We start from the raw sequence: 25,921 nt of genomic DNA, 5'->3' as shown, positions 1-25,921 counted from the left end.
GACCGGCGCCGGCGCATTCTGGGCCAGCGCACTGCCGACGCCCGTCACGGCGGCGGCGGAAGCCGCGAGCCCTTGGACAAGCGTTCGTCGGGAAACGTTCGTGTCGCGCCGCGGTTGTTTCTGGTCGCTTCGTGGTTCTGTTTGATCGCTCCGCTCGTGGCGTGTCATCGCATCCTCCCGCTACTGTTGGCCGGCCGTTGATCCGGCCTGGCTCATGGGAGGTTAGACTGCTCGCGCCGAGGTTGCGAGTGACGGTTTTTCATCGCAGCGGGCGGAAATCTCACATTGTTGCGATGCCGCCTCCGTCATCGCAGTGTGAGAAGGCAAAAGCGCTGTACTCGCCACAAGCCCTCTTCGTTCGTTTGGTGCACACGTCGCGCCACATTCACAACTGTCGTCCCTGCGAACGCAGGGACCCATACGCCGCGGCGGGTGTTGTGAATGGGGCTCGTCGTTCCAGCATAATGCAACAATGAACATTCGTGGTTATGGGTCCCTGCGTTCGCAGGGACGACACTGAGTATGTTGCGCGATTTGTGAGGCAAACTCCGTTGACTCGCAATTGTCGGCTACGTGGACAAGCTCAATCCGGCCGGATCATCTCGAACATGTTTTCCGGCTTGATCTCGAAATAGTCGCCACGGCGGCCGGCGCGGACGATCGGGTGTGCGAGACCGGTCTGATAGACGCCGTCCTTGATGAAGGCCTTGTCGATGTGCACGGCGACGACCTCGCCGAGCGTCAGCCAGGCCTCGGCCTTCTTGCCGTCGGCGCCCTGGAGCTGGACGATCTGGCTCACCTTGCATTCGAACGACACCGGGCTCTCGGCGACGCGCGGCACGTTGACGAGCTTGCCGGCGACCTGCGTCAGCCCTGCGAGCTTGAACTCGTCGACATCGCGGGCGACATGCGCCGCGGTCGCGTTCATGTGCTTCGCCAGATCCATCGTCGCCAGATTCCAGACGAACTCGCCGGTGTCCTGGATGTTGGCGACGCTGTCCTTCCAGTTGGTGGAGGAGAAGCCGATGATCGGCGGCACGTAGCAGAAGGCGTTGAAGAAGCTGTAGGGCGCGAGGTTGACGTTGCCGCCCTTGTCACGCGAGGAGATCCAGCCAATCGGCCGCGGCGCCACGATGGCGTTGAACGGATCGTGCTTCAGGCCGTGGCCGTTCTTCGGCTCGTAGAAGTGCAGGTCTTTTGCGGTCACGGGCGCCCCTTCTCACGGTAGCCCGGATGAAGCGCAGCGTAATCCGGGACTCGTCTCACAAGCGGATGAATACCCGGATTGCGCTGCGCTTCATCCGGGCTAAGATGTCGCTTCGCTTGCAATGCGGGAAGAGTCAACTGACGAAAACGTCAGTGCTGGCGCTCAGTTCGCGCGGGCGCGCGGCGACAGGCCGGCGATGACGAAATCGATCATCTGGTCGATGGTCGGGCCCGGCTTGGTGGCGCATTGGGCGATCATCTGCGGATGGAAGAACCGCATCATCGCCGTGCAGGCGCAAAGTGCGGCGACCTCCAGATCCTCGACCTCGAATTCGCCCAAGGCCACACCCTGCGCGATCACCTCGCCAATGATGTTTCCGATCAGCTCCATATGGGCGACGCAGACTTCCCAGTCCTCCTGCATCGCGATCTCGACCATCTCGTGCAGCTTGGAATCGCCGACATAGCGCTCGGTGTTCATGCGATTGATGGTCGTCATCATCTGGCGCAAGCGCGTCGCCGCCGGGCCCTCCGACCGCGCGATGCGCTGCGCCTCGATCTCGACCTCGCCCATCAGGCCGCGCGCCACGCCTTCGTGGATCGACTTCTTCGAATCGAAGAAGCGATACACATTGGCGGGGCTCATCCGCAGCTCTTTGGCGATGTCGGCGACCGTGGTCTTCTGGTAGCCGATCTGCCGGAACAAGCGCTCCGCCACCACGAGAATCCGCTCGCGGGTGTCGGTTTCGCTATGTTCATGGATCAGCGTCATGTTGGCCTGCTGCTCAATCTTCAATTATTCGGCCGCCTCAGCAAGCGGAAATGCGAGTTCTCCCTTACCGGCATGCTGCGGCGCAGTATTGGTTTGCTCGGGGCCGCTCTCCTCGAGGGTCTTGCGGAACCAGAGGGCGTAAAGGCCCGGCAGATACAGCAAGGTCAGGAAAGTCGCAACAAACAAACCACCCATGATGGTGATCGCCATCGGGCCCCAGAACGCCGAGCGCGACAGCGGGATCATGGCCAGGATCGCGGCGAGCGCGGTCAGCACCACAGGCCGGGCGCGCCGGACGGTGGCCTCGACGATCGCCTCGCGCCGGGTCAGGCCGGACGCCACGTCGCTCTCGATCTGATCGACCAGGATCACGGTGTTGCGCATGATCATGCCGGCGAGCGCGATCAGGCCGAGCAGCGCCACGAAGCCGAATGGCTGGTTGGCGACGTTGAGCCCGAGCGAGGCACCGACGATGCCGAGCGGCGCGGTCAGGAACACCAGCGTCAGGCGCGAGAAGCTCTGCAGCTGGATCATCAGCAGCGTCAGCATCACCATCACCATCACCGGGAAGAGGATGAAGATCGACGCATTGCCCTTGGCGGATTCCTCGAACGCCCCGCCCGGCTCGATCCGGTAGGCCGGCTCGAGATGGGCCTGGATATCCTTCAGCTTCGGCGAGATCTGGTTGGTGACGTCGGGCGCCTGCACGCCGTCGACGACATCCGAGCGCACGGTGATCGCCATGTCGCGGTTGCGCCGCCACAGGATCGGCTCCTCATGCGCATATTCGATCTTGGCAATCTGCTGCAGCGGCACGGCGACGCCGTTGCGGGTGGTGATGGTGAGATCGCCGACGCGGCCGAGATCGAGCCGCTCGGACGGCACCGCCCGGGCGACCACGCCGACCTTCTCGATGCCGTCGCGGATCGTGGTGACTGGCGCGCCCGAGATCAGCATCGCCAGCGCCTGCGAAACGTCCTGCGGGGTCAGGCCGAGTGCGCGCGCCCGATCCTGGTCGACGGCGAGCTTCAGATAGGGCGACTGCTCGTTCCAGTCGAGCTGCACGTCCTTGACGTTCTTGTTCTGGCGCATGACGTCGCGGACCTGATAGGCGATGTCGCGCACCTTGTTGGCATCCGGCCCGATTACGCGGAACTGGACCGGGAAGCCGACCGGCGGACCGAAATTGAAGCGGTCGACCCGGACCCGCGCCTCGTTCAGCGCGCCGTCGGCGGCGGCCTGCTCGATCTTGGCCTTGACGCGCTCGCGCGCCTCGACGTTCTTGGCGAGGATGACGATCTCGGCGAACGCCTCGTTCGGCAGTTGCGGGTTGAGGCCGAGCCAGAAGCGCGGCGAGCCCTGGCCGACGTAAGCCGTGTAGGTCTGGATGTCGTCGTCGCCCTTCAGCAGCCCTTCGGCCTTCTTCACTGCCTTCTCGGTGACGTTGAAGGCCGTGCCTTCCGGCAGGCGGAGTTGCAGGAACAACTCGGGCCGCTCCGACAGCGGGAAGAACTGCTGCTGGACGTGGCCGAAGCCCACGATCGCGGCGACGAACACGCCGACGGTCGCGACCACCACCTTGATGCGGTGATCGACGCACCACTGCACGACGCTGCGCAGGCCGCGATACATCCGCGTCTCGTAGATCGCGTGCGGATCGTGGTTCTGGTGCACCTTGATGTTGGGCAGCAGCTTGACGCCGATATAGGGCGTGAAGATCACCGCGACGAACCATGAGGCGACCAGCGCGATCGCCACGATCCAGAAGATGCCGCCGGCATATTCGCCGACCGCCGAATTGGCAAAGCCGATGGGGAGGAAGCCAGCGGCTGTGACCAGCGTCCCCGTGAGCATCGGAAACGCAGTAGATTCCCAGGCAAAGGACGCCGCCTTCATGCGGTCCCAGCCCTGTTCCATTTTCACCACCATCATCTCGACCGCGATGATGGCGTCGTCGACCAGAAGGCCGAGCGCAATGATCAGCGCGCCGAGCGTGATGCGGTGCAGGTCGAGCGACATCGCGTTCATCACGATGAAGACGATGCCGAGCACCAGCGGCACCGACAGCGCGACCACGATGCCGGTGCGCCAGCCGAGCGCGACAAAGGAGACGAACAGCACGATCGCCAGCGCCTCGACAAAGGAGTGCACGAACTCGCCGACGGCGTGCTCGACCACCTTGGGCTGGTCGGCGATCTGCTGGACGTCGATGCCCTGCGGCACCGCCTTCAGGAACTCGGCGGTGGCCTGCTGGACCTCCTTGCCGAGCTCGAGGATGTTGGCGCCCTTGGCGGTGACGACGCCGATGCCGAGCGCGGGCTTGCCTTCCTGGCGCACCTTGAAGGTCGGCGGATCGACATAGCCGTGGCTGACGGTTGCGATATCGCCGAGCCGGAACACGCGGCCGTTGCTCTCGACCGGCGTCTCGGAGACCGCCTTGACGCCGTCAAGCGCGCCGGTGACGCGCAGCGGCACGCGCTGCGAGGAGGTCTCGACGGTGCCGGCCGGCGTGACGTTGTTCTGCTTGGCGAGCGAATCGAACAGCGCCTGCGGCGTGATGCCGAGCGTCGCGAGCTTGGCATGCGAGAACTCGACGAAGATGCGCTCGTCCTGGGTGCCGTAGAGGTCGATCTTGGTGACTCCAGGCACCTTCAGCAGGCGCTGGCGGAAGCCTTCGGCGACCTTCTTCAGCTGCGCATAGTTCGCGCCGTCGCCGGTCATCATATAGAGGATCGAATCGACGTCGGAGAATTCGTCGTTGACGACGGGACCGAGGATGCCGGAGGGCAGCTCGCCCTGCACGTCGACCAGCTTCTTGCGCAGCAGATAGAAGAGATAGGGCACGTCCTTCGGCGAGGTCGAATCCTTGAACGAGACCTGCATGGCCGTGAAGCCCGGCTTGGAATAAGTCTGCACCTTGTCGAAGAACGGTAGTTCCTGCAGCTTCTTCTCGATCGGATCGGCGACCTGCATCTGCATTTCCTGCGAGGTCGCGCCCGGCCACATCACCGAGACGTTCACCACCTTGACGGTGAAGAACGGGTCTTCGGCGCGACCGAGCTTCTCATAGGAGAAGAAGCCGGCGACGCCGAGGATGATCATCAGGAACAGCACCAGCGTCGGATGGCTGACCGCCCAGGCTGAAAGGTTGAAGCGCTTCATCGAACTCTCCAGGTCCAAATCGTCTCGACTTCAATCGTCATTGCGAGCGAAGCGAAGCAATCCATTCTTCAGGTCGCGGCGACGTGGATTGCTTCGTCGCTCCGCTCCTCGCAATGACGCGGGACTAAAACGACAGCGACGACACGACCCGCACCTTCTGGCTCGGATCGAGTTTCTGCACACCGAGCGCGACCACCTTGGCGCCATCGTCGACACCGCCGGAGATCACGACGTTATTGCTCTCATAGGCCTTCACCTTGACCGGCTTCAGCGCGATGTCGCCCTTGTCGTCGACGATGTAGAGCGAGGGATCGCCGCCCTGGCTGTACAGCGCCGACAGCGGCAGCTTCGCCACCCGCTCGCTCGCCTTGTCGGCCAAGGTCAGCGTCGCGGTCATGCCGAGCGAGACCGCCTCGTCGGCATCCGGCAGCGAGAATTTTGCGAGATAGGTGCGGGTGGCCGGATCGGCCTGCGGCGCGACCTCGCGCAGCCTGGCGGCGTAGGTCTTCTTCGCATCCGACCACAGCGTCACCGTGGCAACGCCCGACCTGGCACGAGCGAGAAGCGTCTCGGGGATCGCGACGACGGCTTCCTTCTCGCCAAGTCGGGCGACACGGATCGAGGCCTGGCCCGCGGCAACCACCTGGCCGGGCTCGATCATGGTCGCTGTGACGACACCCCGGGTGTCGGCCACCAGCGTTGCGTAAGAGAGGGAGTTCCTGGTCAGTTCGACCGAGCGCTCGGCGCGGTTCAACCGCGCGCGGGCCTCGTCGCCGGCAGCCTTGGCCGAATCGAGCGCCGCATCGGTGGTCCAGCCCTTGACCTTCAGATCCTTGGCGCGCTGCTCGGCGGCCGCGGCCTGCGCCAGCACGCCGGTGGCGGCGCGGAACTCGGCCTCCGCCTGCTCGGCCTGCAGCTTCAGGTCGACCTCGTCGAGGGTAGCCAAGGGCTGGTCGACGTCGACTGTCTGTCCGACTTCGACCAGCCGCTTGGCCACCTTGCCGGCAACCCGGAAGCCCATATCGGCTTCGATACGGGGCTTGATGGTGCCGACAAAGCTGCGCTCAGGGGTTTCGGCTTCGTAATGGACGGTCGCCACCAGGACGGGGCGTCCGGGATCGGCGGTTTCGGCTGCCTTTTCGTTGCACCCGGTCAGCGCGAACACCGCGAAAGCCAGCGCGGCTCCCGTCAAGAGCCTGTAATAGCTCGAGAAAATGGAACGGCCGAACATCTGAAATCTCCATCGGGCTGACGACTGATGAAGAGTATCGATTTATCACTGATGAATGTCAATATTCGTCATTAGTAACCAGTTCGTGAGGAGGGGCGGCATTCGGCCGGGAGACTGGCGAGTGGAAAGCAGTGCGTAGCAGGATGAAGGCAGCAGCTCGCGCGAATGCGCGCCCGATGACTGGCTTGGCGCAATCCGGGACTGTGCATGGGGTTGTTTTCGATTTTTTTGTCTAGTGCGTAGCCCGGACGGAGCGAAGCGACGCAGCCGTCACGACGCGAGCTACTTCGCCCCCGCAAACTCGGTCTTGGTCTCGTGGCTGCCGAGGAACACCAGGAGCCCGCCGATCAGCGGCAGCAATGACAGCACCAATAGGCCGGTCGAGGTGCTGCCGGTCGCCTCCTTGACCCAGCCGATCAGATAGGGTCCGCCGAAGCCGGCGAGGTTGCCGATCGAGTTGATCAGCGCGATTGCGCCGGCGGCGGCAGTGCCGGACAGCCAGGCCGTCGGCAGCGTCCAGAACACCGCGAAGGTGCAGAAGATACCGATCGCGGCGACCGTCAGCACGACCATGGTCATGATCGGATCGGTGATGGAGCTGGAGACGGCGAGCGCCAGCGCCGTCAGCAGCAGCGGCGCTCCGACATGAAACACCCGCTCGCGCGCGGCGTCCGAGCGGCGTGCCCACAGGATCATCGCAACCGTGCCGAACGCATAGGGGATCGCGGTGACGAAGCCGGTCTGCGCGTTGGTCAGGCCGAACGCCTTGACGATCTGCGGCAGCCAGAACTGCATGCCGTAGAGCGCGGCCACGAAGCCGAAATAGATCGCGCTGAGCGCCAGCACCTTCGGCGAGGACAGGGCCTCGAACAGCGTGAAGTGCTTGGCCGCCTGCTTCGCCGCGACCTCGGCATCGAGCTTCGACTTCAGCCAAGCCTTCTGCTCGGCCGAGAGCCAGTCGGCCTTCTCCGGCCGGTCGGTCAGATAAAACCAGGTGACGATGCCGAGCAGCACCGAGGGAACGCCCTCGATGATGAACAGCCACTGCCAGCCCTTCAGACCCAAGACGCCGTCGAGCCCGAGCAGAAGGCCCGAGATCGGCGCGCCGATCGCCGTCGAGACCGGGACGGCGATCGCGAAGGCGGCGAGGAAGCGGGCGCGATATTCGGCCGGGTACCAGTAGGTGAGATAAAGGATGATACCGGGGAAGAAGCCGGCCTCGGCGACGCCGAGGAGGAAGCGCAGCGCGTAGAAGCTGTGCTCGTCATAGACCGCCGCCATCAGGGCCGAGAGAATGCCCCAGCTCACCATGATGCGGGCGATCCATTTGCTGGCGCCGAACTTCTCGAGCGCCAGATTGCTCGGTACCTCGAAGATGAAATAGCCGATGAAGAAGATGCCGGCGCCGAACGAGAACACAAGCGGCGAGAACTTCAGCTCCGCGTTCATGGTGAGCGCGGCGAAGCTGAGATTGACGCGGTCGAGATAGGAGAAGAAGTAGGCCAGGATCAGGAACGGGATCAGCCGCCAGGAGATCGCGCGGATCGTGGACGTCTCGACCTCGCTGCGGGCGCCGCCATCAGGCGCAAGGGTTGCGGTCTGGCTCATCTGTTTCCCCCAAAGCTATTGCTTGCCCTGAGGATTATTGGGTGGCCCGGCCTTGAGCAATGACAAAAACTCGTAGCGCACAGCCGGAATGCGGAACTTTATTCGGCGAGCTGGAATCGCTCGAAGCGGTCGAGCTCCTCCTCGATGCGGCGCTTCAGCTCCTTGCGCGAGGCCGGCTTCCTGCCGTTGCCGACCCAGCTCCATTTCTGCATCAGCAGCTTCTTGTTCTGCCGGTCGGTCTTCAGGTCGAGGGCCGCGACGATGTCGTCGCCGACCAGCACCGGCAGCGCGAAATAGCCGAACAGGCGCTTCTCCTTCGGCACATAGGCCTCGAAGCGGTGGCCGTAGCCGAAGAACAGCTCGGTCCGCTTGCGCTGGATGATCAGGGGATCGAACGGCGAGAGGATGTGGACCAGGGAGGGATCCCCCTCGCCGGCCGCTTCCAGAACCTCGGGGCGCGCCCAATGCTCCTGCTTGCCGGCGCCATCGAGCGCGATCCGGACCAGCTCTTTTCGGCGCACCCTCGCCTCGATCAGGCTGCGCACCGCCTTCTTGCTCGGCGCATCGAGATGGCAGATCGAATCCAGGCTGACGATGCCCTGCGAGCGCAGCGCGCGGTCGAGCAGATAGGTTGTCCGGGCCGAGGCCGGTGCGGGTTTCGGCGGCTTGTCCCAGCCGAAATGCCTGCTCATCAGCTCGTAGGTCTTCAGCATGCCGGCGCGCTCGCTGATCGTGACCACGCCGCCATAGAAGGCGAGCTGCAACGCGCGCTTGGAGGGTTTCCGGCTCTGCCAGAGATGCTCCTTCTCGGTCAGCACGTCATCTTCGATGTCGCGGATGGTCAGCGGTCCCTCGCGCAGCAGCCGCATGATCTTGCGGGTATCCGCGGGGGTCACCGACGAGAACCATTTGTGGCCGTCGCGCTTGTGCGCCTTCATCGCCGGCAGGAAGATGCCGATGTCCTTGGACGGCACGTAGGACAGCGCGTGCGTCCAGTATTCGAACACGCTCTTGTCCTGGCTCTGCGCCTGCTTGAGGTCGGCGCGGCGGTAGTCCGGAATCCGGGTGAACAGGATGTGGTGATGGCAGCGCTCGATCACGTTGATGGTATCGATCTGCACATAGCCGAGATGGTCGACCGCGGCCGCCACGGCTGACGCCCCCTCTCCGAACGGCGCCTGTGTATCGAGCCGCTGCGCGCGCAGCCAGATGTGGCGGGCGGCGGCATTGTCCAGGGATAAGGGTTCGGCGGCGCGGGGCATTGCCCAAGCAATGTAGTGAGATTCGCGCAGGTGTGGAGAGCCGCGCGGTGGAAATCAGCCCCGCATCATCATGCCTGCTCTGGCGTACCAGCTATTCCGGCCTGCCAGGCCGATCCACAGCCCGCCGCAGCCAGGGAACGTCTGCCATCGCCGCCGCGAGCGCGGCGCTTTCCTCATGGAAGACCCGGGACGAATGGCCGCCAATTGGAAACCAGCCGCGGCCATCTTCCACGTCCCGCCGAAATTCCTCGAAGCCGATGCTGCCTTCCGGGCGCAGGAAGATATCGACGCAGCGCGTGGCGTCCTCGTCATTGATCGAGCGAAGGACGCGATTGACGTGGGCCATGCTGCCCTCCCTCTCCGCAGTCTACCCCCGGTTGGCACAGGGGGCGCGGCACACCAAACCGTGACCCAGATCACATTCCGGACTTTGAACCGGTCCTAGGTTCCCAGCATCAAAACGACAGCAAGCCGGATCGGCTGGCACAGATTTAAGGACGAAAACCATGCCCCGCTCTCTTTCCATGTCTCTTTTGACAATCGGCGCCGCGCTGTCGATGACGGCGGGCGTCGCACTGGCCGGCAGCGACACCATTCCGGCCGCCCAGATCCTCAATGCGTTGAAACCGAAGTCCGCCACCCGCAGCCTCTCCGGCACGCAGGTCGACCCGGCCGCAACGGCCAGGGAGACGAGCTTCCTCAACACCGTTCGCAACCGGCAGACCCGTTCGCTTTCGCTCGGCGAACGCCAGGAGATCGCCGACATCGCCGCCAACAAGCCGAAGATCGATCTGGAGATTCACTTCGACTACAACTCCGCCGATATCAGCAAGGGCTCGACCCAGGCGGTGCAGGAACTCGGCAAGGCGCTGTCGGATGCCAGCATGAAGGGCTCCACCTTCGTCCTCGCCGGCCATACCGACGCCATCGGCGGCGAGGCCTATAATCAGGACCTCTCGGAGCGCCGCGCCGACACCATCAAGACCTATCTGGTCGAGCACTACGGCCTGAACGGCTCCGATCTCGTGACCGTCGGCTACGGCAAGACCCGGCCGAAGGACCCGAACGCGCCGATGGACCCGACCAATCGCCGCGTGCAGGTCGTCAACATGGATACCAAGACGGCGCAGCAATAATCTCCCGCACTCCCGATCCGCCTGCCATGCCCGGCAGGCGGATCGCTTGTTTCAGAGAGATTCAAATCCAGCTCTGGAACAGCATCAGCCGATTGAAAGTCGCCATCGACGTACCGACGAATGCGGCCGTGACCGGCAGCATCGCGATGAATCCCGCGCATCCCACCGCCACGAAAGCCCATAGCAGCCAGTGCGGTGCGCCCCTGCGCGTCAAGGCGTAGACCAGCACGAAGCTCGCAGTCGTCGCGGCCGGAAGATAGTAATAGATGAAGCCGAGCGTGCGCGGCAGCAGCGCCCAGGCGAGATACGGGCCAAGGTAGAACGCCAGTACGAGAAACGCATCGCGGCTGCGCCCGACGATCCAGTCGCGCAACGCGACGATCAGCGCGATCAACGCCGGCCACAGCACCAGCGGGTTGCCGAGAAACACGATCGCGGCGAAGGTGTCGTCGCCGACCTTCTCGAACAGATACCAGACCGGGCGCACCAGGAACGGCCAGGACGGCCACGAGCTCATATAGGTGTGGCCCGCGATCGCGGTCGTGGTGTTGTCGGCAAAGATGCGGCGCTGCGCCTCCATGATGTCGCTGAACGAGAGGCCGTAGAGCGGCACGAAGGTTGCGAGATAGGCGGCAGCCGGAATCAGCACGAAACAGGCAATGAACTGCGAAAGGCGGAAATCCGGCCAGAGGTCCGGCCGGTACCAATCCTCCGCATTGGCGTCGGCAAAGCGCGTGCGCCAGCCCTGCATCAGGCGGATCACGACTACGATCGCGACACAGGTCGCGAGCACGAACAGCCCGCTCCATTTGCACGCACACGCAAGCCCCGCGGCCAATCCCGCCAGCGCGAAGGCGGCGTGCGGCCGCGCTTGCCGGAAGCCGTGGATGAACGCTGCAATCGCGAACAGGCAGAAGGCGAGCGCGAAAATATCCAGCATCGCAATCCGCGACTGCACGAACAGCATCTGGTTGAAGACGGCGAGCAGCATGGCTGCGACGGCGCGTTCCTGCGATGCGAACAGCGCCAGCGCGCCGAGATAGACGGCGACCAGTGCGAGCGCACCGAACAGCGCCGCGGGATAACGCCATCCCAACGGCCCGTCGCCGAACGCCTTGATCGAGAGCGCGATGATCTGCTTGGCGAGCGGCGGATGCATGGGGTTGAGGATCGGGCCATCGAGCACCGGCAGGAGCATCTGCCGCGCCGCCGGCACGTAATGCACCTCATCGAAATAGAGCTTGTCCGGCGTGGTGATCCCGAGCAGCAGCGCGACATGGGCGATGACGAAGATGATCGCCGCGACAACCGCCGCGCGCGCGGCAGGACGCCGCAGACCTGAGGAAGATTTGGATGCAATGATCAAAGGGCGAGCACGCTGCGAGGAGAACGAGTGTGAGCGAAGTGTGAGCTATCGCGCCGTCGCGCGCGACGAGTGTGACCTGTGTGATCGGAACTCACTTTCACATCCGCGGCGTTGAACGTATTCGAATCGACCGACACTAACCATCCAGTCACCTCGGGGGAGTTTGTGACATATATACAATATCAGATGCATGGCCGATCCGGTACGATGACAGCGTTCAGTCGATCGGTATTGCAATGAATTCGCCTCGCAGCCTTTTCTCCCTGCTTACACTCGGTCTTGCCGTCGCACTGACGGCGCATCCCGCTCAGGCGCAGACACGCGTCGGCGAGGCGGCGATGGTGAAGAACGAGGTGGTCCGCGTTGCAGCCGCCACCACGCCGATCAATGTCGGCGATGCGCTGCTGCGCGATGAGACGGTGCGCACCGGTCTCGAAAGCGCCGCGCGGCTGGTGATGGCCGACAGCACCAACCTCTCGCTCGGGCCGAATGCCTCACTCAAGCTCGATCGCACCGTGTTCGACGACGAGCATCATTATCGAGATGTCGCGATCCGCCTGACCTCGGGCGCGTTCCGCTTCGTCACCGGCCACTCTGATAAGGCCGCCTACAAGATCGTCACGCCGCTCGCGACCATCGGCGTTCGCGGCACGATCCTCGATATTCTGTCACAGCGCGGCAAGACCGTTGTGGTGTTGCAGGAAGGCGCATCGACGGTGTGTACGTCGAACCGGCAGTGCATCGACCTGACCCAACCCGGCGACACCGCGATCATCACCTCGAGCGGCGGCCGCACCACGATCCAGAAGACCAACAACCCGCCCTGGACCTTTGCCGCGACTTGTAGCCAGGCCGCAGGGCTCTGCACCGTCACCCAGTTCGCCGATGCGACACCGGTGACGCCTCCGGTCGACGACACCGGCATGCTGTGCGGACGGTGACGATGGCGCGGCGCTTCCATCACCTGATCCTGCCGGCGGCCGTGACGTTGGCGCTGTCGCTCGCGATGCTGCAGGCGCTGGCTGCTCCGGCCCAGGCTCAATCTCCAACGCCGAACTGCAACTCGGATACCAACCTGTCGTCGAACTGTGGAGCGACCCCCACACCGACGCCGACACCTACGGCCACACCATCGCCTACGCCGACACCCACACCCACTCCCACGCCGACCCCAACGCCGAGCCCCTCTCCGACACCGATCACCGGCGCGCCGTCGAGCGGCAGTTCGATCAACGGCCTCGCCGACCAGCGCTTCAACCAGATGATCACCAACCGCGTGCTCGGCTCGGTGCTGCTCGGCGTCAATGAGCAGGTCAATTGCGACGACTGCATCAGCGCGTTCGGCTCGGCCGGGTCGTTCTCGGCCGGCATCCACGGCCGCAAGACCATTACGCCGAATCTGTCGCTGCTCGCCGGCATCGCCTACACGCAGTATGGCGAGGGCGGCTACAACGTCACCAGCGCGCCGATCGGCGCCTTCGCGCTGCGCTACGACTTCGTCGACTGGGGCTCGTCGCGCCCGTTCTTCGACATCGGCACCATCCTCTCGCCGTCCGAGAAGGTGCGCTACACCCGCAACTATGCGACAAGCCTCGGCCCGGTGTCGGTCACCAGCCAGACTTCGAGCGAGAATTACGGCGTCTACGGCCGCGCGGGCTGGATCAACCGGCTGTCGGCGCGTGACGAGCTCGCAGCGTCCGTCGAAGTCTGGCAGCTGTGGCAGCGGGTCAAGGGCTACAGCGATCCCGCCATGGCTTTCAATCCGTTCGACGCCACCATCGCCGACGGCACCGATCGCACCAGCCTGGTCAAGATCGGCGGCCAGTGGACGCATCTGTTTGGATCGAACATCGAGACCAACATCAATGGCGGCTGGGTGCAATCCTTCGCCTCCCATTCCGGGATCGTCGCCACCGTCACCGGCGACGGGACCATCGTGCCGACGATCGGCAACCAGGGCTGGTTCGAATATGGCGGCCGCGTCGGCTTCCGCATCACCAAGGGCTGGATCGCCGATATCTTCCTGAACGGCACCGCGGGGCCACAGCCGGTCGGCAACACGCTTCACGGCGGCGTCGGGCTGCGGATCAGCTATTAGGACGGGGCTTCCGGTCTGACTTCTCACAGCGTGGCGGAGACAGCGGAGATCCTTCTCGCCCATCAGCGGCGGTGATGTGCGGCCAGTTGGGCGCCGTCGCCGACTTGCAGCGACGACGCCCAACTGCGTTCAATCGTTATCCCAGTAGCCATCCGAGTATCCTTCGCGATATCCGGATGTATAACCGTGATCATATCCGCCCGGATATTCGTCGCCATAGTCGTAGACGTGACGATGGTAGTGGACGACAGGGGCAGGCGAATAATAGCCCCTCTCGTAGACATAGGCCGGAGCTGCCCGCGCAGTCATGGTGGAGCCCAGCAGGGCGCCGACGGCGAGGCCGCCAACAATGCCAACAGCCACGGCATCTCCGCGCCTACCACCCGCAGCAGCTTCCGTCGACGCGAGACTCCCCATGACGATCACGGCGACGGCCGAGACAACAGCTACTCGTTTCATTCAAGCATATCCCTATTTGAGTTCAGGTGCCGCGCCGGCCGATCGCAGTGATCGACCATCGGGCTTACCGCAGGATGACATCGCGGCGGGACCAGCGTTCTCCGATGTGCCCCCGCGCCATTCGGATTGTTTCGTCGAATCCACGCCGAACGACCGGCATGCGGCGAACAAGGCTCCCTAGAACGTGACGAGATCCTTGATCTCGATCCTGACAAATCGCGGCACGATCCGTCTCGCCACGAAATCGTTCCAATCCTTGAATTTCGACTTCGCCCTCGCCTCCGTGATCGCGGTAACGCCGCGGACGCTGAGGTGCGGAATCTTCACCAGCTCGCTGACAGGAGCGGTGTTGAGGTTGACCCTTTCGACTCGACTGGCCGCCTCTCGCGTCGCGGGCGCCTGGTGGCTCAAACCGGTCTTTGATGGAGATGTCTGTGCGAATGCAGTAGCACCGATTACACCGCAAACGCCCAGGCTGATGCAAACCGACCTGATAAGCATGGACCGCTATCCTTCGTGATATGACTTGACCCCGGCTGCCGATAAAGCGGCCGTCGATTACCGCAAGATTACCGTCGCGATCGTCGCTGTGACATTCTGGCGATGAGTCTGTCAGCGCATCAAGACGAACAGGTTTTGCGACTCCATGATTCTGTCTGCGGATATCTTGCCCGCACCAACATCATTGGCGAGACTTGAGGATGTGCTGTCCGGCTCGCGAAGCGGTGCCACCAGGAATGCAACGAGGTTTCGTTTGACACCCGGAATTCCGAGCAAGCTGGATTGAACGGAAAATTCGCGCCTGAGATAGCTTCCGGCCTGGGCTGCCATTCGCTCGGTCCATTCAATGCAATCGTACTGATCGTCGAAGCACAGCGCTGCCCAGCCACGCTCCGGTGTCACCTCGTGAGGCAATGCCAATGAATATTGGTAGGCGAAAGGGTCCCCATAGTGCGGGTGATCGGAGCTGTAGAAGGCCACCGCAAGTCCAAGGCTGTCGTTGCCTCCGACGATTGAAAGCGGGGTACCTATCTGCTCGTGCCACAGGCGGGTGAGCTCCTCGGCCGCCTGGTGGTAAAAGCTTCGTCCTTCCTCATAGCCGTGGCTGTTGCGGTAGAGAGCATGGGCCGGGGCCGCGATCAGGGCAGCAACAATCGCTATTCCGGCAACGAGGAGCGCTGCATTGACCGTGTAAAAGCGCTCGATCCGGTATCTTGTGCTGCAAACGACAGGCACGGCAAGCAGAAACAATCCTTGAAGCGCCCACAGCGACGGAAGGTCGGTGCAAAGGAATACGGATATGGCGACAGGAAGAACGATCGTGCCGATCGCGACGTGCCAGATCAGCTTCAGATTCGGATCCGACGCCGCGATATCCCGAGAAAGGCGCTTTATGCGATATCCGGCGATCAGCACCCACGTCACGGCGGACACACTCACTGCCGCAGCAAGACCCAACAGGAAATTGGCGGCGTCCTGCAACGACGTCAGGAAATCGGCCCGCACGTGTGTCGCCGCATAGTAGACCGGCTCCGCGCCTGTCTCGGCCAACCACTGAAGATGCGGACATAGCGCGAGCAACCCGGCCGCGGTGGAGATCCAGGGCGAACTGGACGTGAGATAAGCACGTCGCGCAGGGTGAATGGTGGCCGACAACGCGAAGCTCGCCACCAGAAAGATGGAATAGTATTTGCCGAGCATGGCGAGAGACGCCGCGAACCCGGCGGCAATCGCCCAGAGCGGCGCCCTTGTTTCAAAGGCGCGGAGGAAGCAGTAGGTGGCAAGCGGCCAGACAGCGAGCAACACGGCATTGGCGTTGAAGCGCTGGGCATGAAACTCGTAGGCCGGAGTAAGCATCAGCAGGAGCAGCACGATCAGGCGCTTGTGTCCGGTCACGAACCTTCTTGCAATGAGGTCCACGAACCACAATGCCAGCGCTGCATTGGTCATCGCCATCAGCTGCAACGACCAGTCGGTGAGCGGAAAGACCGAGGTCCACGCACCGGCAATCCACCCCATCAGCGGCGGGTGCTTGGGATACCCCCACGCGAAATGCCGTCCATACGTCCAGGTCTCCAGCACGTCGGGATGCAGGCCGGCACCGTGATAGGCCACTGACAGATACAGAGTCCAGACGCTGACGAAGCAGGCGAGGAGCAGTGGCACCGACCACCCCGCCTCTACCCCCTCCAGCCATCGATTGAACGGACGGCGCCAAGACACCGGGCTGCGATCTGACCGCTTGGCCATCGCTGAGAACGCAAAATCGACCGGCATATCGTTCGGAAGCCTGGGACGGAGATCGGAAAGCGCGATGCGAGCCGCGTTGTCCGACATGCTTTTCACAGCCACCATTACGACAGCCTGACGTGACCCCGCTCACGCCTCTGTCGACGTATTGTCGCGCGCGCCGACGCGCCGTCATTCGTCGGTCATGTTGATCGACCTCTCTGGCGGGGACATCGCCGAGAGGAGATGCGCATGCGACAGCTCGCGACCATGACGCCGATCGGCTTTGGAGCGCTGAAGTGTCCCGCGCCGGTTACGGGGCAGCCGTAGCCGCAGGGGCCATTGGCGGTTCGGCGATCGGCGTGTTGGCCGGTGCGGTGCCCTCGATGAGTCTTTCGGGCTGACGCGCATCGGGTACCGATCCGATCACCACCGCCGCTCCCGAAAGCCGATCGAGCGCCTGAGGAAAAGGTCAATTATATCAATGCACCCGAGTGGACACCGCAGATTTCTTGCCGGCCGTAATCTTATTGTAATCCATCCGTAATGGTAGAAACATTGGTTTACACTTGGGAGAACGTGGTGCGAGTTCTGGTCGTGGAGGATGACCCTCAGCTTGGGCCCTGGCTGCGGGACACTCTGGGAACGGCCTTCGGTTCATCTGACATGGTCACAACGCTCGAGGAGGGACGAGCCGCAGTCGCGGTGCGAAACTTCGAACTCGTCGTGATCGACCGCGGACTGCCGGATGGCGACGGTTTGGCGTTGCTGCGCGACCTGAAGCAACAGAAGCCGAGCCCTGCCACCATCGTGCTGACGGCACTCGATGATCCGATCGATATTGCGCGCGCCCTGGACGAAGGCGCGGACGACTATGTCGCCAAGCCGTTTGAACCGATCGAGTTGGTTGCGCGAGCAAAGGCCGTGCTCCGACGTCTCTTTCTGGACCGAGGAGCGATCGTTCGCATCGGCAATTTGAGCTACGACGTCCTCAATCGCGAAGTCTGCGTCGATCATACACCTATCGTCGTCCCGCGGCGTGAATTGGCGATCCTGGAAGCGATGGTCCGGCGCATAGGGCGCGTCGTCCTGCGCGAGACGCTTGAAGTTGCCGCTTACAGTTTTGACGATGAAATTCAATCCAACGCGATCGAGGCACACGTGTCGCGGCTGCGCCGGCGCCTCCGCGCGGCCAACTGCAGAATCGTCATCAAACCGGTTCGCGGCCTCGGATATCTATTGAGTGGTGAATGATGATGTTGAAGTGGCAAACGCTCAGGCGCAGCCATCGCTCGATTGCGGTGCTGTCCGCGACGCTGATCGGCGCGGTGACGACCATCATGCTGCTCTGCGCAGCCGCCCTGCTCATCCGATTTGGCGGTGACGATGATGGCACCTGGGCGGCCGCAGACGTCGCCGACGCATTGAAAGAGGCCGTCACACGCAACGAAGCCGGGCAACTCGCGCTCAAGCCGACGTCACGGCTGGAGGAGATCACCCGCAATTTCCCGACATTCTGGTATGTCGTGTCCGACAAGAACGGGGAGGTCAGCTACGGCCCGATACCAAAGTGGCGCCCACCGAAGACTCAGACGTCCCGTGACGGGACGAGCTTCCTCGCCTACGCGTTCGACGGCGAGACCACGAGGCTGAAGAAGATGGCCGCGGTCAGAAATACGCCCGTGGGTGAGGTATGGATTGAAACCGGCGGCGTGGTCTATACGGCAAGCCAGTTGACGACCGGAATGCTCACTGATGCCACGATCGTTGCGCTCCCCATCATCCTTGTCCTGGCAGCGACGGCGATTACCGCAATGGTTTTCGTGCCGACGTTGATTGCGCGTCCTGTCCGAGCCGTCGCGGCGGCCGCGGAGATGATCGATGGGGTTTCGGATGGCCGACGACTGCCGGAAGAAGATGCGCCGGCCGAACTCCTGCCGCTCGTGGTGGCGTTCAATCGCGCGCTATCGCGAATAGACGTCGCTTCCAGGGCGCAACGAAATTTCCTGTCGAATGCGGCCCACGAGCTTCGTACGCCGTTGACCAATGCGCGCACCATCCTTGAGCGGGTCCAGGATCCTGCGTTGCGTACCAGGCTGATAGCCGAGAACCAAAAACTGTCATCGATCGTCACCATGCTGCTCCAGTTGGCGCGTATCTCGGCCGAACCTGCCGAACTGGTCGAAATGGATCTTGCGGCGCTTGCGCGCAGGGTTGCGGCCGAACACGTGCCGATGGCGTTGAAGAACGGAAGCGATGTCGAATTCGCCGAGCCTCCACACCCGGTCTGGGTGCGTGGCTCGGAAGCCGCGATCGCGGTCGCGCTCTCGAATCTGATCCGAAACGCCGTGACCCACGGAGAAGCGGGCGGCTCCGTTCTCATCAAGGTCGGAGCACCCGCGCGGTTGAGCGTGATCGACTTCGGATCCGGTCTCCAATTTGGTCAGCCCGAACTTCTGCTCGAGCCCTTCAAGCGCGGAAGCACGCGCACGGAAGGGACAGGGCTGGGGCTTTCGATCGTCTCCCAGGTGATGACCACCCACAACGGCAGCGTTTCTCTCTCCGAGACGCCCGGAGGCGGCGCCACGGTCGACCTGAACTTTCCACCCTGTCGGCCATCCGACCCGCCACTGGGAAGAAAAGCCGCCCACACCATGGCCGACGCACGGCCGGACGGCATCTCCGCTGCCTGAACTCCTGTCGCAATCCGCCGAGCGGATTGCGACCTGTCACTTATTTTAAAATGGCCGCGTTGCGCGGCGGCTCAGGCGGTGGCCGCGGCAGTCTGCGCCTTCGTTGCGGCCTCGACGTCCATCCACATCACTTCCCAGATGTGACCGTCCGGGTCCTCGAAGCTGCGGCCGTACATGAAGCCGTAATCCTGCTTCGGCGACGGATCGGCGCTGCCGCCCGCGCCCGTCGCCTTGGTCACATAGCCGTCGACGGCCTCGCGGCTCTCGGCGGAAAGGCAGACCAGCACCTCGCTTGTGGTCTTCGCATCGGCGATCTTTTTCGACGTGAACTGCCGGAATTTGTCGTGGGTCAGCAGCATGACGAAAATGGTCTCGGAAATCACCATGCAGGAGGCGGTATCGTCGGAGAATTGCGGATTCTTCGTCGCACCGACCGCCTCATAGAAGGCGGTGGCGCGGGCGAGATTGCTGACCGGCAGGTTGACGAAGATCATTTTGGGATTGGCCACGAGAGAACTCCTGTTGGCGGGGTTGTGCCCCGAGGACGAACCGCATAGCCGGATCCCGACATCGCCGCGCAACTTTTTTATTGCGGCGTCCTGCCGCAGGCTTCAGGTCACGATCGGCGCCGGCATGGTCAGAAACGCCCGCGTCACGTGCCAGAACAGCTCACGATTGGTGGCGAGCGCCACCGAATGGGCGGTGCCGGGCAGGATGATGAACTGCCGGTCGCCATTCGGCAGCTTGTTGAAGAACTCCTCGAGATCCGGCACCGCCGCGATCCCGTCATACTCGCCGCGGACCAGCAGCAGCGGCGCCAGCACCTTCTCCGGATGCACCACCGGCAGATTGGCGGTCATGTCGAGATAGGTGCCGGTCGGGATCTGATCGCCGAACTGCATCTCGGCATCGGCCAGCGCTTCCATCACGGCGGGGTCTGACGTGCCCGGCCTGTCGCGGGTCGCGATCGAGCGGATCATGTCGCGGTCGCGTTTGCGCATGTTGTGGCTGCGGTAATAGGCAAGCTGCTCGGCGCGTTTGGCCAGCGTCGGCGAGCCCTCGCCCTTGTAGGTGAAGGCGGCGAACACCAGCCGGTCGATGCGCTCGGGCGCGGCCATCGCGAACGCACCCGCCCGCAGCGCGCCGGAGGATTCGCCGACGAAATGATACCTGGCCTGCCCGGTCTCTCGCGCAATCACCTCGACAGCCGCTTTGAGATCCTCGACGCCACTGGCGATATCCGCATTATCAGACGTGCGGCCCGACTTGCCATAGTTTTCATGGTCCATGGTCCAGCAATCGAAGCCGTACCGCGCAAATGTGTTCAGCAATGAATACTCGCCCTTGCCGGGCACCGTGAGGTCGAACGCCCGCGATGTCACCGACGAGCCGTGGACGAAGAACACCACGGGCCGCGCCGGCTCGCCCGGCTTCGGCGCGCCGATCCGCTTGCGGAACATCCACAGGGGGATGTCGCCCTTCTTCGCCCAGTATTCGTTGCTCCATATTTCTCCTTCGGCGGCAACTGCGGTCGCGGCCTGCGCCGGAGCTTCGCCGAGCACACCGGCCGCCGCCGCAACGCCGATACCCTTGATGATGGTGCGCCGCGAATGGTCGTGCATGGTTCGCCTCCCTTCCGGATTTCTTCGCCCGATCCGGTACGATGAAGCATAGCAGCGTGCATGCCCGGTTGCGCGGCGGGCGCATCTCGCGGCCGCCGATACGATGCACGATTTTGTGAACGCGGCTTCCGGCAATCGGCGCGGACGACGAACGGACTTGGTCCTAGTCTCCGCGGCGGTCCGACCGGAAAAATCCGGCGAGAAGCGGGAGCGAAGAATGAGCAGCAATCTCACCGACGAAGAACTTGCCGCCTTGATGCCCTCCGAATTGTGCCAGCACCAAACGCCGATCCCGACCCAGATCGTTTCCAGCGACGAATTCTATCCCGACCCGCAGAACGAACGGCAGCGCGAGGTCGAGGCGCGATTGCTTGCGATGGCCGACGATCTCGGCGGCAAGCAGGGCCTCGATCGCCGAAAATTCTTCCAGACCGCGGCCGGCATGGCCGCCTCCTTCGTCGCGATGAACCAGGTCTATGGCGAGCTGTTCGACGTGACGCCGGCCGAAGCCGCGACGCCCGCGATGGCGCAGGAGCGGGCCAACGCCCTGAAGGATCAATTCATCATGGACATGCACACGCATTTCCTGCGCGACGACACCCGCATCATGGGTTTCGTCGAAATGCGCAAGGCGGTCGGCAAGGCCGGCTGGAACAAGGAGCTCAACGAGCACGAGCAGACCATCGAGGATCTGAAGTTCAACAACTACAAGAAGGAGATGTTTCTCGATTCCGACACCAAGATCGCGCTGATCTCCTCGGCGCCGTCGGACATCGAGCAGGACTGGTTCCTGACCAACGAGCAGATGGCCGACGCGCGCAAGAAGTTGAACGACGAAGCCGGTTCGCGGCGCGTATTCTGCCACGCCATCTTCACGCCCGGACAGCCCGGCTGGCTCGACAAGCTCGACGCCGCATTGGCCTTGAGGCCGGAATCCTGCAAGGGCTACACGATCGGCGACAACACCCACAAGGAGATCAGCCGCTACCCGTGGCGGCTGGACGACGAGAAGGTCGCCTACAAGGGCTATGAGAAGATGGTGAAGGCGGGCATCAAGAATGTCTGCGTCCACAAGGGACTGTTCCCGCCCGGAATCGAGAAGCAATATCCGAATCTGCGCGGCTTCGCCGACGTCGCCGATGTCGGCCAGGCGGCCAAGGACTGGCCGCAGCTCAACTTCATCATCTATCACTCGGCCTATCGCCATGTCGGCGGAGATCCGAAGGTCGCGCTCGCGGAATTCGAACGCACCGGCCGGATCGCCTGGACAAGCGACCTCGCCGACATCCCGGCGCAGTATGGCGTCAGCAATGTCTATGGCGATGTCGGGCAATTGTTCGCCACCACGCTGGTCGCCGAGCCCAATGTCTGCGCTGCGCTGATGGGCACCCTGATCAAGGGCCTCGGCGTCGACCACATCTGCTGGGGCACCGATGCGCTGTGGACCGGTGCGCCGCAATGGCAGATCGAGGGCCTGCGGCGGCTCGAGATCCCCGAAATGATGCAGAAGAAGTTCGGCTACGCGCCGCTCGGCCCCGCCGACGGACCGGTGAAGACGGCGATCTTCGGCGACAACAATGCGCGGCTCTACAATATCCAGCCGAAGCGCGCGATGCTCGACATCAAGGGCGACCGCTTCGCGATGATGAAGGCGCAGTATGAGAAGGCCGGCCCCGAGCCGTCACACACGCGCTACGGCTACGTCGTGCCGAATGGCCCGATCGATCACAAGGTGTTTGCGTAGTCGCTCTATCCGTCATTGCGAGCGCAGCGAAGCAATCCATTTCTAGGCGTCAGGATAGATGAATTGCCTCGTCGCTATCGCTCCTCGCAATGACGGCGGAGCGCGATCGGTCCTACTTCCCCGTAAACCTCGGCTTCCGCTTCTCGCTGAATGCCTTGACGCCTTCCTTGAGGTCGTCGCTGTCTCGCACTTCGTCAAGCAGCCGCCGCACGTCGGCGACCGTCTCCAGCGGCCCCTTAGGCATGGCTTCACGGGCCAGCTTCTTCAGCGCGCGGACCACCAACGGCGCGTTGCCGGCGATCTTCGCGGCCATCTCCTGTGCCATCGCGACGTGTTGTCCCTTCGGCACGACCTTGTTGACGAAACCGATCTGGAAGGCGCGTTCCGCCGACATCTCCTCGCCGACCAGAAGAAACTCCATGGCGATCTTGTGCGGCATCCGCGCCATCACCGATGAGACGCCACCGGCGGTCGTGCCGATCTTGCCCTCGGGATAAATGAAGCGCGTCGTCTCGGAGGCGACGCACAGATCGGCCATCTGGACCAGCACGAAGGCCCCGCCGACCACCCAGCCCGACGTCGCCGCAATGACCGGCTTGTCGAGATCGACGCCGAGGCCAGGCACCGCATGCCACATATTGACGGGAAGGTCGGCCACATCGGCGCCGACCGAGAAATACTTCTCCTCCGCGGAGGCCAGCACCGCGACGCGATCGTCGCTGTCTTGAAACCGTAGCCAGGCGTCACGCAATTCGGTGCACAGCGCGTTGTTGAGCGCGTTGTGCTTCTCATTGCGGGTCATCGTAATGGTGGCGACGTGATCCGCGCTCTCGTAGCGAACGAGCGTCATGCTGGCCTCCCTGTTTTGTTATATTTTGTTTCGTCGCGGCCAGGCCGCGACGTTACTTGTTCTCGTCGGGATGCCGGTGCACCGGATCGACCCACAGCACGTTCTCCGGCTTCTCCACCGGCTCGATGTCGAGATTGATCGCCACGGCCTCGCCGTCGGAGCGCACCAGCACGCATTCCAGCACCTCGTCGGGACTGGCGTTGATCTCCTGATGCGGCACGTAGGGCGGCACGAAGATGAAATCGCCGGGACCGGCTTCGGCGGTGAACTGCAGCTTCTCGCCCCAGCGCATCCGCGCCTTGCCCTTCACCACATAGATGATGCTTTCGAGATGGCCGTGATGATGCGCGCCGGTCTTGGCGTCCGGCTTGATGCTGACGGTGCCCGCCCACAATTTCTGCGCGCCGACGCGGGCGAAATTGATCGCGGCCTTGCGGTCCATGCCGGCGGTCGACGGCACGTTCGGATCGAGTTGGTTGCCCGGAATCACGCGGACGCCGTCGTGCTTCCAGCGATCGTCGTCGTGATGGTGATGATCATGGTCGTGAGGATGGGTGTGATCGTGGGAACCGCTCATCGTTCTTGCTTTCGTTGGCCTGATTGCGTGCGCGGAACGCTAGCGAAAAGCAGGCGCGCAGGCGAGCGGAAAATCGGAACATCGCCGACTCGGAACATCGCCATGTGCCGGCGCGTTGTCTCGGCGTATTCCGAAGGAGTAATTTCATGGGTAGCACGACAGATAGGATCAAGGGCACGACCAACGAGGCGATCGGCAGGTTCAAGCGACGTCTTGGCAAGGTCACCGGCTCTCCGGCAATGCAGGGCAGAGGCGCGATCCTGCAAGCCAAGGGCAAGGGACAGAGGGCACTCGGCGGCATCAAGAGGATCGTCGGCAGGGTGACCGCAGCGGCTCACTGGCCTCGCTGAGCGCGAGATGACACGGCCGCTCCATCGAGACGGTCGTCGAGTGTGAGCGATGCCGGTCAGCCGCGCGGACGCGGATGTGCCAGCACATCCGGATTCACCACATTGGTCGGCCCACCGGCAGCATAGGCCACGATCTGATCGAAGATATCGGTGAACTGGATCTCGTATTCGTCGCGCGAGACGTAGCCGAGATGCGGCGTGCAGACCACATTGTCCATGTTGAGCAGCGGGTCCGACGTGTCGCGCAACGGCTCCTTCTCGTAGACATCGATCGCCGCCATGCCGGGCCGGCCGGCGCGCAGCGCATTGACCAGCGCACCCGGCTCGATCAGCGGCGCGCGGCTGGTGTTGACGATCAGCGCGGTCGTCTTCATCCGCGCGAGGTCTTCCGCCTTGACGATACCGCGCGTCGCGTCGACCAGCCGCATATGCAGCGACAGCACGTCACAACGGGCAAAGAAATCGGCTTTGCTTGCCGCGGTCTCGTAGCCGTCGGCACGCGCCTTCACCATCGCCGGCTCGCGCGCCCAAACCAGCACGTTCATGCCGAACGCCCTGCCGTAACCCGCGACCACGGCGCCGATGCGCCCATAGCCGTAGATGCCGAGCGTCTTGCCGCGCAGGGTATTACCGATGCCGATCTGCCATTTGCCGGCCTTCAGCGCCGCCATCTGCTGCGGGATCGCGCGCATCGCCGCGAGGATCATGCCCCAGGTGAACTCGGCCGTGGCGTAGGACGGCGTGTCGGCATGCTGGCTCGACGACACGATGATGCCGAGCCGCGTGCAGGCGTCGATGTCGATATGCGGATAGACGCTGCGCTGACTGATCAGCTTCAGCTTCGGCAGACGCTCGAGCAGCGGCGCGCGGATCTGGGTGCGTTCGCGGATCAGGACCAGCGCGTCGGTGTCGCGCAGCCGCTCGGTGAGCACATCGACGTCCTGGACATGATCGTTCCAGATCGTGACGTCGTGGCCGTCGAGCTTGTGGAAGCAATCGAGGGTGCGCAGCGTGTCGAAATAATCGTCGAGGATCGAGATCTTCATCGCTGCGCCCCTCTTGTCGTGGGCCGGTTACTTGACGGCCGCTAGCCTACTTTACACCAAGCAGTTCGACGTCGAACATCAGCGTCGCATTCGGCGGGATCACGCCGCCGGCGCCGCGCGCACCATAGCCGAGGTTCGGCGGGATGATCAGCGTACGCTTGCCGCCGACCTTCATGGTTACGACACCCTCGTCCCAACCCTTGATCACGTGACCCTGGCCGATCGGAAACTCGAACGGCTCGTTGCGGTCGACGGAGGAGTCGAATTTCTTGCCCTTCTGGCCGTTCTCGTAGAGCCAGCCGGTGTAGTGCATGACGCAGGTCTGGCCGGTCTTCGGCGAGGCGCCGGTGCCGACCTTGCTGTCGATGATCTGGAGGCCTGAAGCTGTGGTCATGGGCTTTCCTGCTGTTTGGGCCATCGCCGTTTCGCCGGCAACGGACGTGGAGACTGCCGCCGCAAGGCCGGCAAACGCAGTCTTGATGATCGTGCGTCGTGAAGATTGCATCCTGG

The 25,921-nt window shown here is 63.3% G+C and carries 24 protein-coding genes; 7 read left to right on the top strand and 17 right to left on the bottom strand.

Annotation, left to right across the window (positions count from 1 at the left end; translation table 11 throughout):
* Window positions 1-583: 583 nt before the first annotated feature.
* The 7 genes from H8A92_RS20110 to H8A92_RS20080 all read right to left on the bottom strand — a co-directional run bounded on the left by H8A92_RS20110 (window position 584) and on the right by H8A92_RS20080 (window position 9,587).
* Complete coding sequence (locus H8A92_RS20110; protein ID WP_028338596.1) at window positions 584-1,207, bottom strand: flavin reductase family protein; 624 nt, start codon at window positions 1,205-1,207, stop codon at window positions 584-586.
* Between the two features lie 162 nt (window positions 1,208-1,369).
* The gene (locus H8A92_RS20105; protein WP_229197372.1) at window positions 1,370-1,978 is read right to left on the bottom strand and encodes a TetR/AcrR family transcriptional regulator; all 609 of its coding nucleotides are present in this window, start codon (window positions 1,976-1,978) and stop codon (window positions 1,370-1,372) included.
* Window positions 1,979-2,002: 24 nt separating this feature from the next.
* A complete protein-coding gene (locus H8A92_RS20100) occupies window positions 2,003-5,140 on the bottom strand; it encodes an efflux RND transporter permease subunit (protein ID WP_229197368.1) in 3,138 nt (1,045 codons plus the stop codon).
* 124 nt (window positions 5,141-5,264) lie between these two features.
* Window positions 5,265-6,371, bottom strand: a complete 1,107-nt coding sequence (locus H8A92_RS20095; RefSeq protein WP_229197367.1) for an efflux RND transporter periplasmic adaptor subunit — start codon at window positions 6,369-6,371, stop codon at window positions 5,265-5,267.
* A 282-nt stretch (window positions 6,372-6,653) separates the two neighbouring features.
* Window positions 6,654-7,979, bottom strand: coding sequence for an MFS transporter (locus H8A92_RS20090; protein ID WP_229197366.1), 1,326 nt, complete (start codon window positions 7,977-7,979; stop codon window positions 6,654-6,656).
* A gap of 98 nt (window positions 7,980-8,077) precedes the next feature.
* Complete coding sequence (locus tag H8A92_RS20085; RefSeq protein ID WP_229197365.1) at window positions 8,078-9,241, bottom strand: winged helix-turn-helix domain-containing protein; 1,164 nt, start codon at window positions 9,239-9,241, stop codon at window positions 8,078-8,080.
* A gap of 91 nt (window positions 9,242-9,332) precedes the next feature.
* Entirely contained in the window at window positions 9,333-9,587 is a 255-nt protein-coding gene (locus H8A92_RS20080; RefSeq protein WP_229197364.1) for a hypothetical protein, read from the bottom strand.
* A gap of 160 nt (window positions 9,588-9,747) precedes the next feature.
* On the opposite strand from H8A92_RS20080, the gene H8A92_RS20075 reads away from it, so the two are divergent.
* On the top strand, window positions 9,748-10,377 hold the full coding sequence (locus tag H8A92_RS20075; protein ID WP_229197363.1) for an OmpA family protein: 630 nt from the start codon (window positions 9,748-9,750) through the stop codon (window positions 10,375-10,377).
* 61 nt (window positions 10,378-10,438) lie between these two features.
* Here the strand turns inward: H8A92_RS20075 and H8A92_RS20070 are convergent, their stop codons facing one another.
* A complete protein-coding gene (locus tag H8A92_RS20070; RefSeq protein ID WP_229197362.1) occupies window positions 10,439-11,743 on the bottom strand; it encodes a phospholipid carrier-dependent glycosyltransferase in 1,305 nt (434 codons plus the stop codon).
* Between the two features lie 236 nt (window positions 11,744-11,979).
* Here H8A92_RS20070 and H8A92_RS20065 point away from each other — a divergent pair, with 236 nt between their 5' ends.
* Window positions 11,980-12,684 (top strand): FecR family protein, encoded by a 705-nt coding sequence (locus tag H8A92_RS20065; protein ID WP_229197361.1) that lies wholly within the window; start codon window positions 11,980-11,982, stop codon window positions 12,682-12,684.
* A gap of 2 nt (window positions 12,685-12,686) precedes the next feature.
* Entirely contained in the window at window positions 12,687-13,841 is a 1,155-nt protein-coding gene (locus tag H8A92_RS20060) for a hypothetical protein (protein WP_229197360.1), read from the top strand.
* Between the two features lie 129 nt (window positions 13,842-13,970).
* Here the strand turns inward: H8A92_RS20060 and H8A92_RS20055 are convergent, their stop codons facing one another.
* From H8A92_RS20055 to H8A92_RS20045, 3 genes are all read right to left on the bottom strand, one after another.
* Window positions 13,971-14,300: a hypothetical protein gene (locus tag H8A92_RS20055; RefSeq protein ID WP_229197359.1), complete on the bottom strand. Its 330-nt coding sequence runs from the start codon at window positions 14,298-14,300 to the stop codon at window positions 13,971-13,973.
* Between the two features lie 177 nt (window positions 14,301-14,477).
* Window positions 14,478-14,627 (bottom strand): hypothetical protein, encoded by a 150-nt coding sequence (locus H8A92_RS20050; protein WP_229197358.1) that lies wholly within the window; start codon window positions 14,625-14,627, stop codon window positions 14,478-14,480.
* Between the two features lie 285 nt (window positions 14,628-14,912).
* On the bottom strand, window positions 14,913-16,637 hold the full coding sequence (locus H8A92_RS20045) for a glycosyltransferase family 39 protein (RefSeq protein WP_420831343.1): 1,725 nt from the start codon (window positions 16,635-16,637) through the stop codon (window positions 14,913-14,915).
* A gap of 474 nt (window positions 16,638-17,111) precedes the next feature.
* On the opposite strand from H8A92_RS20045, the gene H8A92_RS20040 reads away from it, so the two are divergent.
* Together H8A92_RS20040 and H8A92_RS20035 are read left to right on the top strand one after the other, a co-directional pair.
* Window positions 17,112-17,783, top strand: coding sequence for a response regulator (locus H8A92_RS20040; RefSeq protein WP_229197357.1), 672 nt, complete (start codon window positions 17,112-17,114; stop codon window positions 17,781-17,783).
* Entirely contained in the window at window positions 17,783-19,222 is a 1,440-nt protein-coding gene (locus H8A92_RS20035; RefSeq protein WP_229197370.1) for a sensor histidine kinase, read from the top strand. The genes H8A92_RS20040 and H8A92_RS20035 overlap by 1 nt, the downstream gene beginning before the upstream one ends.
* 71 nt (window positions 19,223-19,293) lie before the next feature.
* Here the strand turns inward: H8A92_RS20035 and H8A92_RS20030 are convergent, their stop codons facing one another.
* Window positions 19,294-19,716: a VOC family protein gene (locus H8A92_RS20030; RefSeq protein WP_229197369.1), complete on the bottom strand. Its 423-nt coding sequence runs from the start codon at window positions 19,714-19,716 to the stop codon at window positions 19,294-19,296.
* Window positions 19,717-19,833: 117 nt separating this feature from the next.
* Entirely contained in the window at window positions 19,834-20,844 is a 1,011-nt protein-coding gene (locus H8A92_RS20025) for an alpha/beta hydrolase (RefSeq protein WP_229197356.1), read from the bottom strand.
* 217 nt (window positions 20,845-21,061) lie between these two features.
* Here H8A92_RS20025 and H8A92_RS20020 point away from each other — a divergent pair, with 217 nt between their 5' ends.
* A complete protein-coding gene (locus tag H8A92_RS20020) occupies window positions 21,062-22,588 on the top strand; it encodes an amidohydrolase family protein (protein WP_229197355.1) in 1,527 nt (508 codons plus the stop codon).
* Between the two features lie 112 nt (window positions 22,589-22,700).
* Here H8A92_RS20020 and H8A92_RS20015 read toward each other — a convergent pair whose 3' ends face one another.
* Window positions 22,701-23,438 carry an enoyl-CoA hydratase/isomerase family protein gene (locus H8A92_RS20015; protein WP_229197354.1) on the bottom strand — a complete coding sequence of 246 codons (738 nt, stop codon included), beginning with the start codon at window positions 23,436-23,438 and terminating at the stop codon, window positions 22,701-22,703.
* Window positions 23,439-23,490: 52 nt separating this feature from the next.
* Window positions 23,491-24,015 (bottom strand): cupin domain-containing protein, encoded by a 525-nt coding sequence (locus H8A92_RS20010; protein WP_229197353.1) that lies wholly within the window; start codon window positions 24,013-24,015, stop codon window positions 23,491-23,493.
* Window positions 24,016-24,161: 146 nt separating this feature from the next.
* Between H8A92_RS20010 and H8A92_RS20005 the strand changes: the two genes are divergently transcribed.
* Window positions 24,162-24,365, top strand: a complete 204-nt coding sequence (locus tag H8A92_RS20005) for a CsbD family protein (RefSeq protein ID WP_229197352.1) — start codon at window positions 24,162-24,164, stop codon at window positions 24,363-24,365.
* A gap of 56 nt (window positions 24,366-24,421) precedes the next feature.
* Here the strand turns inward: H8A92_RS20005 and H8A92_RS20000 are convergent, their stop codons facing one another.
* On the bottom strand, window positions 24,422-25,411 hold the full coding sequence (locus H8A92_RS20000; RefSeq protein WP_229197351.1) for a D-2-hydroxyacid dehydrogenase family protein: 990 nt from the start codon (window positions 25,409-25,411) through the stop codon (window positions 24,422-24,424).
* A 46-nt stretch (window positions 25,412-25,457) separates the two neighbouring features.
* A complete protein-coding gene (locus H8A92_RS19995; protein WP_229197350.1) occupies window positions 25,458-25,916 on the bottom strand; it encodes an FKBP-type peptidyl-prolyl cis-trans isomerase in 459 nt (152 codons plus the stop codon).
* Between the last annotated feature and the right edge of the window lie 5 nt (window positions 25,917-25,921).

Origin of the sequence: Bradyrhizobium acaciae, from assembly GCF_020889785.1 — a bacterium.
In the GTDB taxonomy this organism is placed as follows: domain Bacteria; phylum Pseudomonadota; class Alphaproteobacteria; order Rhizobiales; family Xanthobacteraceae; genus Bradyrhizobium; species Bradyrhizobium acaciae.
Note: the sequence above shows the minus strand (reverse complement) of the source record. Positions and strands in the feature narration are given on the sequence as shown.

What these genes read in the sequence shown, in the direction of transcription:
- H8A92_RS20105 (WP_229197372.1), bottom strand. Translation starts at nt 1,978, where the DNA reads ATGACGCTGATCCATGAACATAGCGAAACCGACACCCGCGAGCGGATT.
- H8A92_RS20100 (WP_229197368.1), bottom strand. Translation starts at nt 5,140, where the DNA reads ATGAAGCGCTTCAACCTTTCAGCCTGGGCGGTCAGCCATCCGACGCTG.
- H8A92_RS20095 (WP_229197367.1), bottom strand. Translation starts at nt 6,371, where the DNA reads ATGTTCGGCCGTTCCATTTTCTCGAGCTATTACAGGCTCTTGACGGGA.
- H8A92_RS20090 (WP_229197366.1), bottom strand. Translation starts at nt 7,979, where the DNA reads ATGAGCCAGACCGCAACCCTTGCGCCTGATGGCGGCGCCCGCAGCGAG.
- H8A92_RS20085 (WP_229197365.1), bottom strand. Translation starts at nt 9,241, where the DNA reads ATGCCCCGCGCCGCCGAACCCTTATCCCTGGACAATGCCGCCGCCCGC.
- H8A92_RS20080 (WP_229197364.1), bottom strand. Translation starts at nt 9,587, where the DNA reads ATGGCCCACGTCAATCGCGTCCTTCGCTCGATCAATGACGAGGACGCC.
- H8A92_RS20075 (WP_229197363.1), top strand. Translation starts at nt 9,748, where the DNA reads ATGCCCCGCTCTCTTTCCATGTCTCTTTTGACAATCGGCGCCGCGCTG.
- H8A92_RS20065 (WP_229197361.1), top strand. Translation starts at nt 11,980, where the DNA reads ATGAATTCGCCTCGCAGCCTTTTCTCCCTGCTTACACTCGGTCTTGCC.
- H8A92_RS20060 (WP_229197360.1), top strand. Translation starts at nt 12,687, where the DNA reads ATGGCGCGGCGCTTCCATCACCTGATCCTGCCGGCGGCCGTGACGTTG.
- H8A92_RS20055 (WP_229197359.1), bottom strand. Translation starts at nt 14,300, where the DNA reads ATGAAACGAGTAGCTGTTGTCTCGGCCGTCGCCGTGATCGTCATGGGG.
- H8A92_RS20045 (WP_420831343.1), bottom strand. Translation starts at nt 16,637, where the DNA reads ATGTCGGACAACGCGGCTCGCATCGCGCTTTCCGATCTCCGTCCCAGG.
- H8A92_RS20035 (WP_229197370.1), top strand. Translation starts at nt 17,783, where the DNA reads ATGATGTTGAAGTGGCAAACGCTCAGGCGCAGCCATCGCTCGATTGCG.
- H8A92_RS20030 (WP_229197369.1), bottom strand. Translation starts at nt 19,716, where the DNA reads ATGATCTTCGTCAACCTGCCGGTCAGCAATCTCGCCCGCGCCACCGCC.
- H8A92_RS20025 (WP_229197356.1), bottom strand. Translation starts at nt 20,844, where the DNA reads ATGCACGACCATTCGCGGCGCACCATCATCAAGGGTATCGGCGTTGCG.
- H8A92_RS20020 (WP_229197355.1), top strand. Translation starts at nt 21,062, where the DNA reads ATGAGCAGCAATCTCACCGACGAAGAACTTGCCGCCTTGATGCCCTCC.
- H8A92_RS20015 (WP_229197354.1), bottom strand. Translation starts at nt 23,438, where the DNA reads ATGACGCTCGTTCGCTACGAGAGCGCGGATCACGTCGCCACCATTACG.
- H8A92_RS20010 (WP_229197353.1), bottom strand. Translation starts at nt 24,015, where the DNA reads ATGAGCGGTTCCCACGATCACACCCATCCTCACGACCATGATCATCAC.
- H8A92_RS20005 (WP_229197352.1), top strand. Translation starts at nt 24,162, where the DNA reads ATGGGTAGCACGACAGATAGGATCAAGGGCACGACCAACGAGGCGATC.
- H8A92_RS20000 (WP_229197351.1), bottom strand. Translation starts at nt 25,411, where the DNA reads ATGAAGATCTCGATCCTCGACGATTATTTCGACACGCTGCGCACCCTC.
- H8A92_RS19995 (WP_229197350.1), bottom strand. Translation starts at nt 25,916, where the DNA reads ATGCAATCTTCACGACGCACGATCATCAAGACTGCGTTTGCCGGCCTT.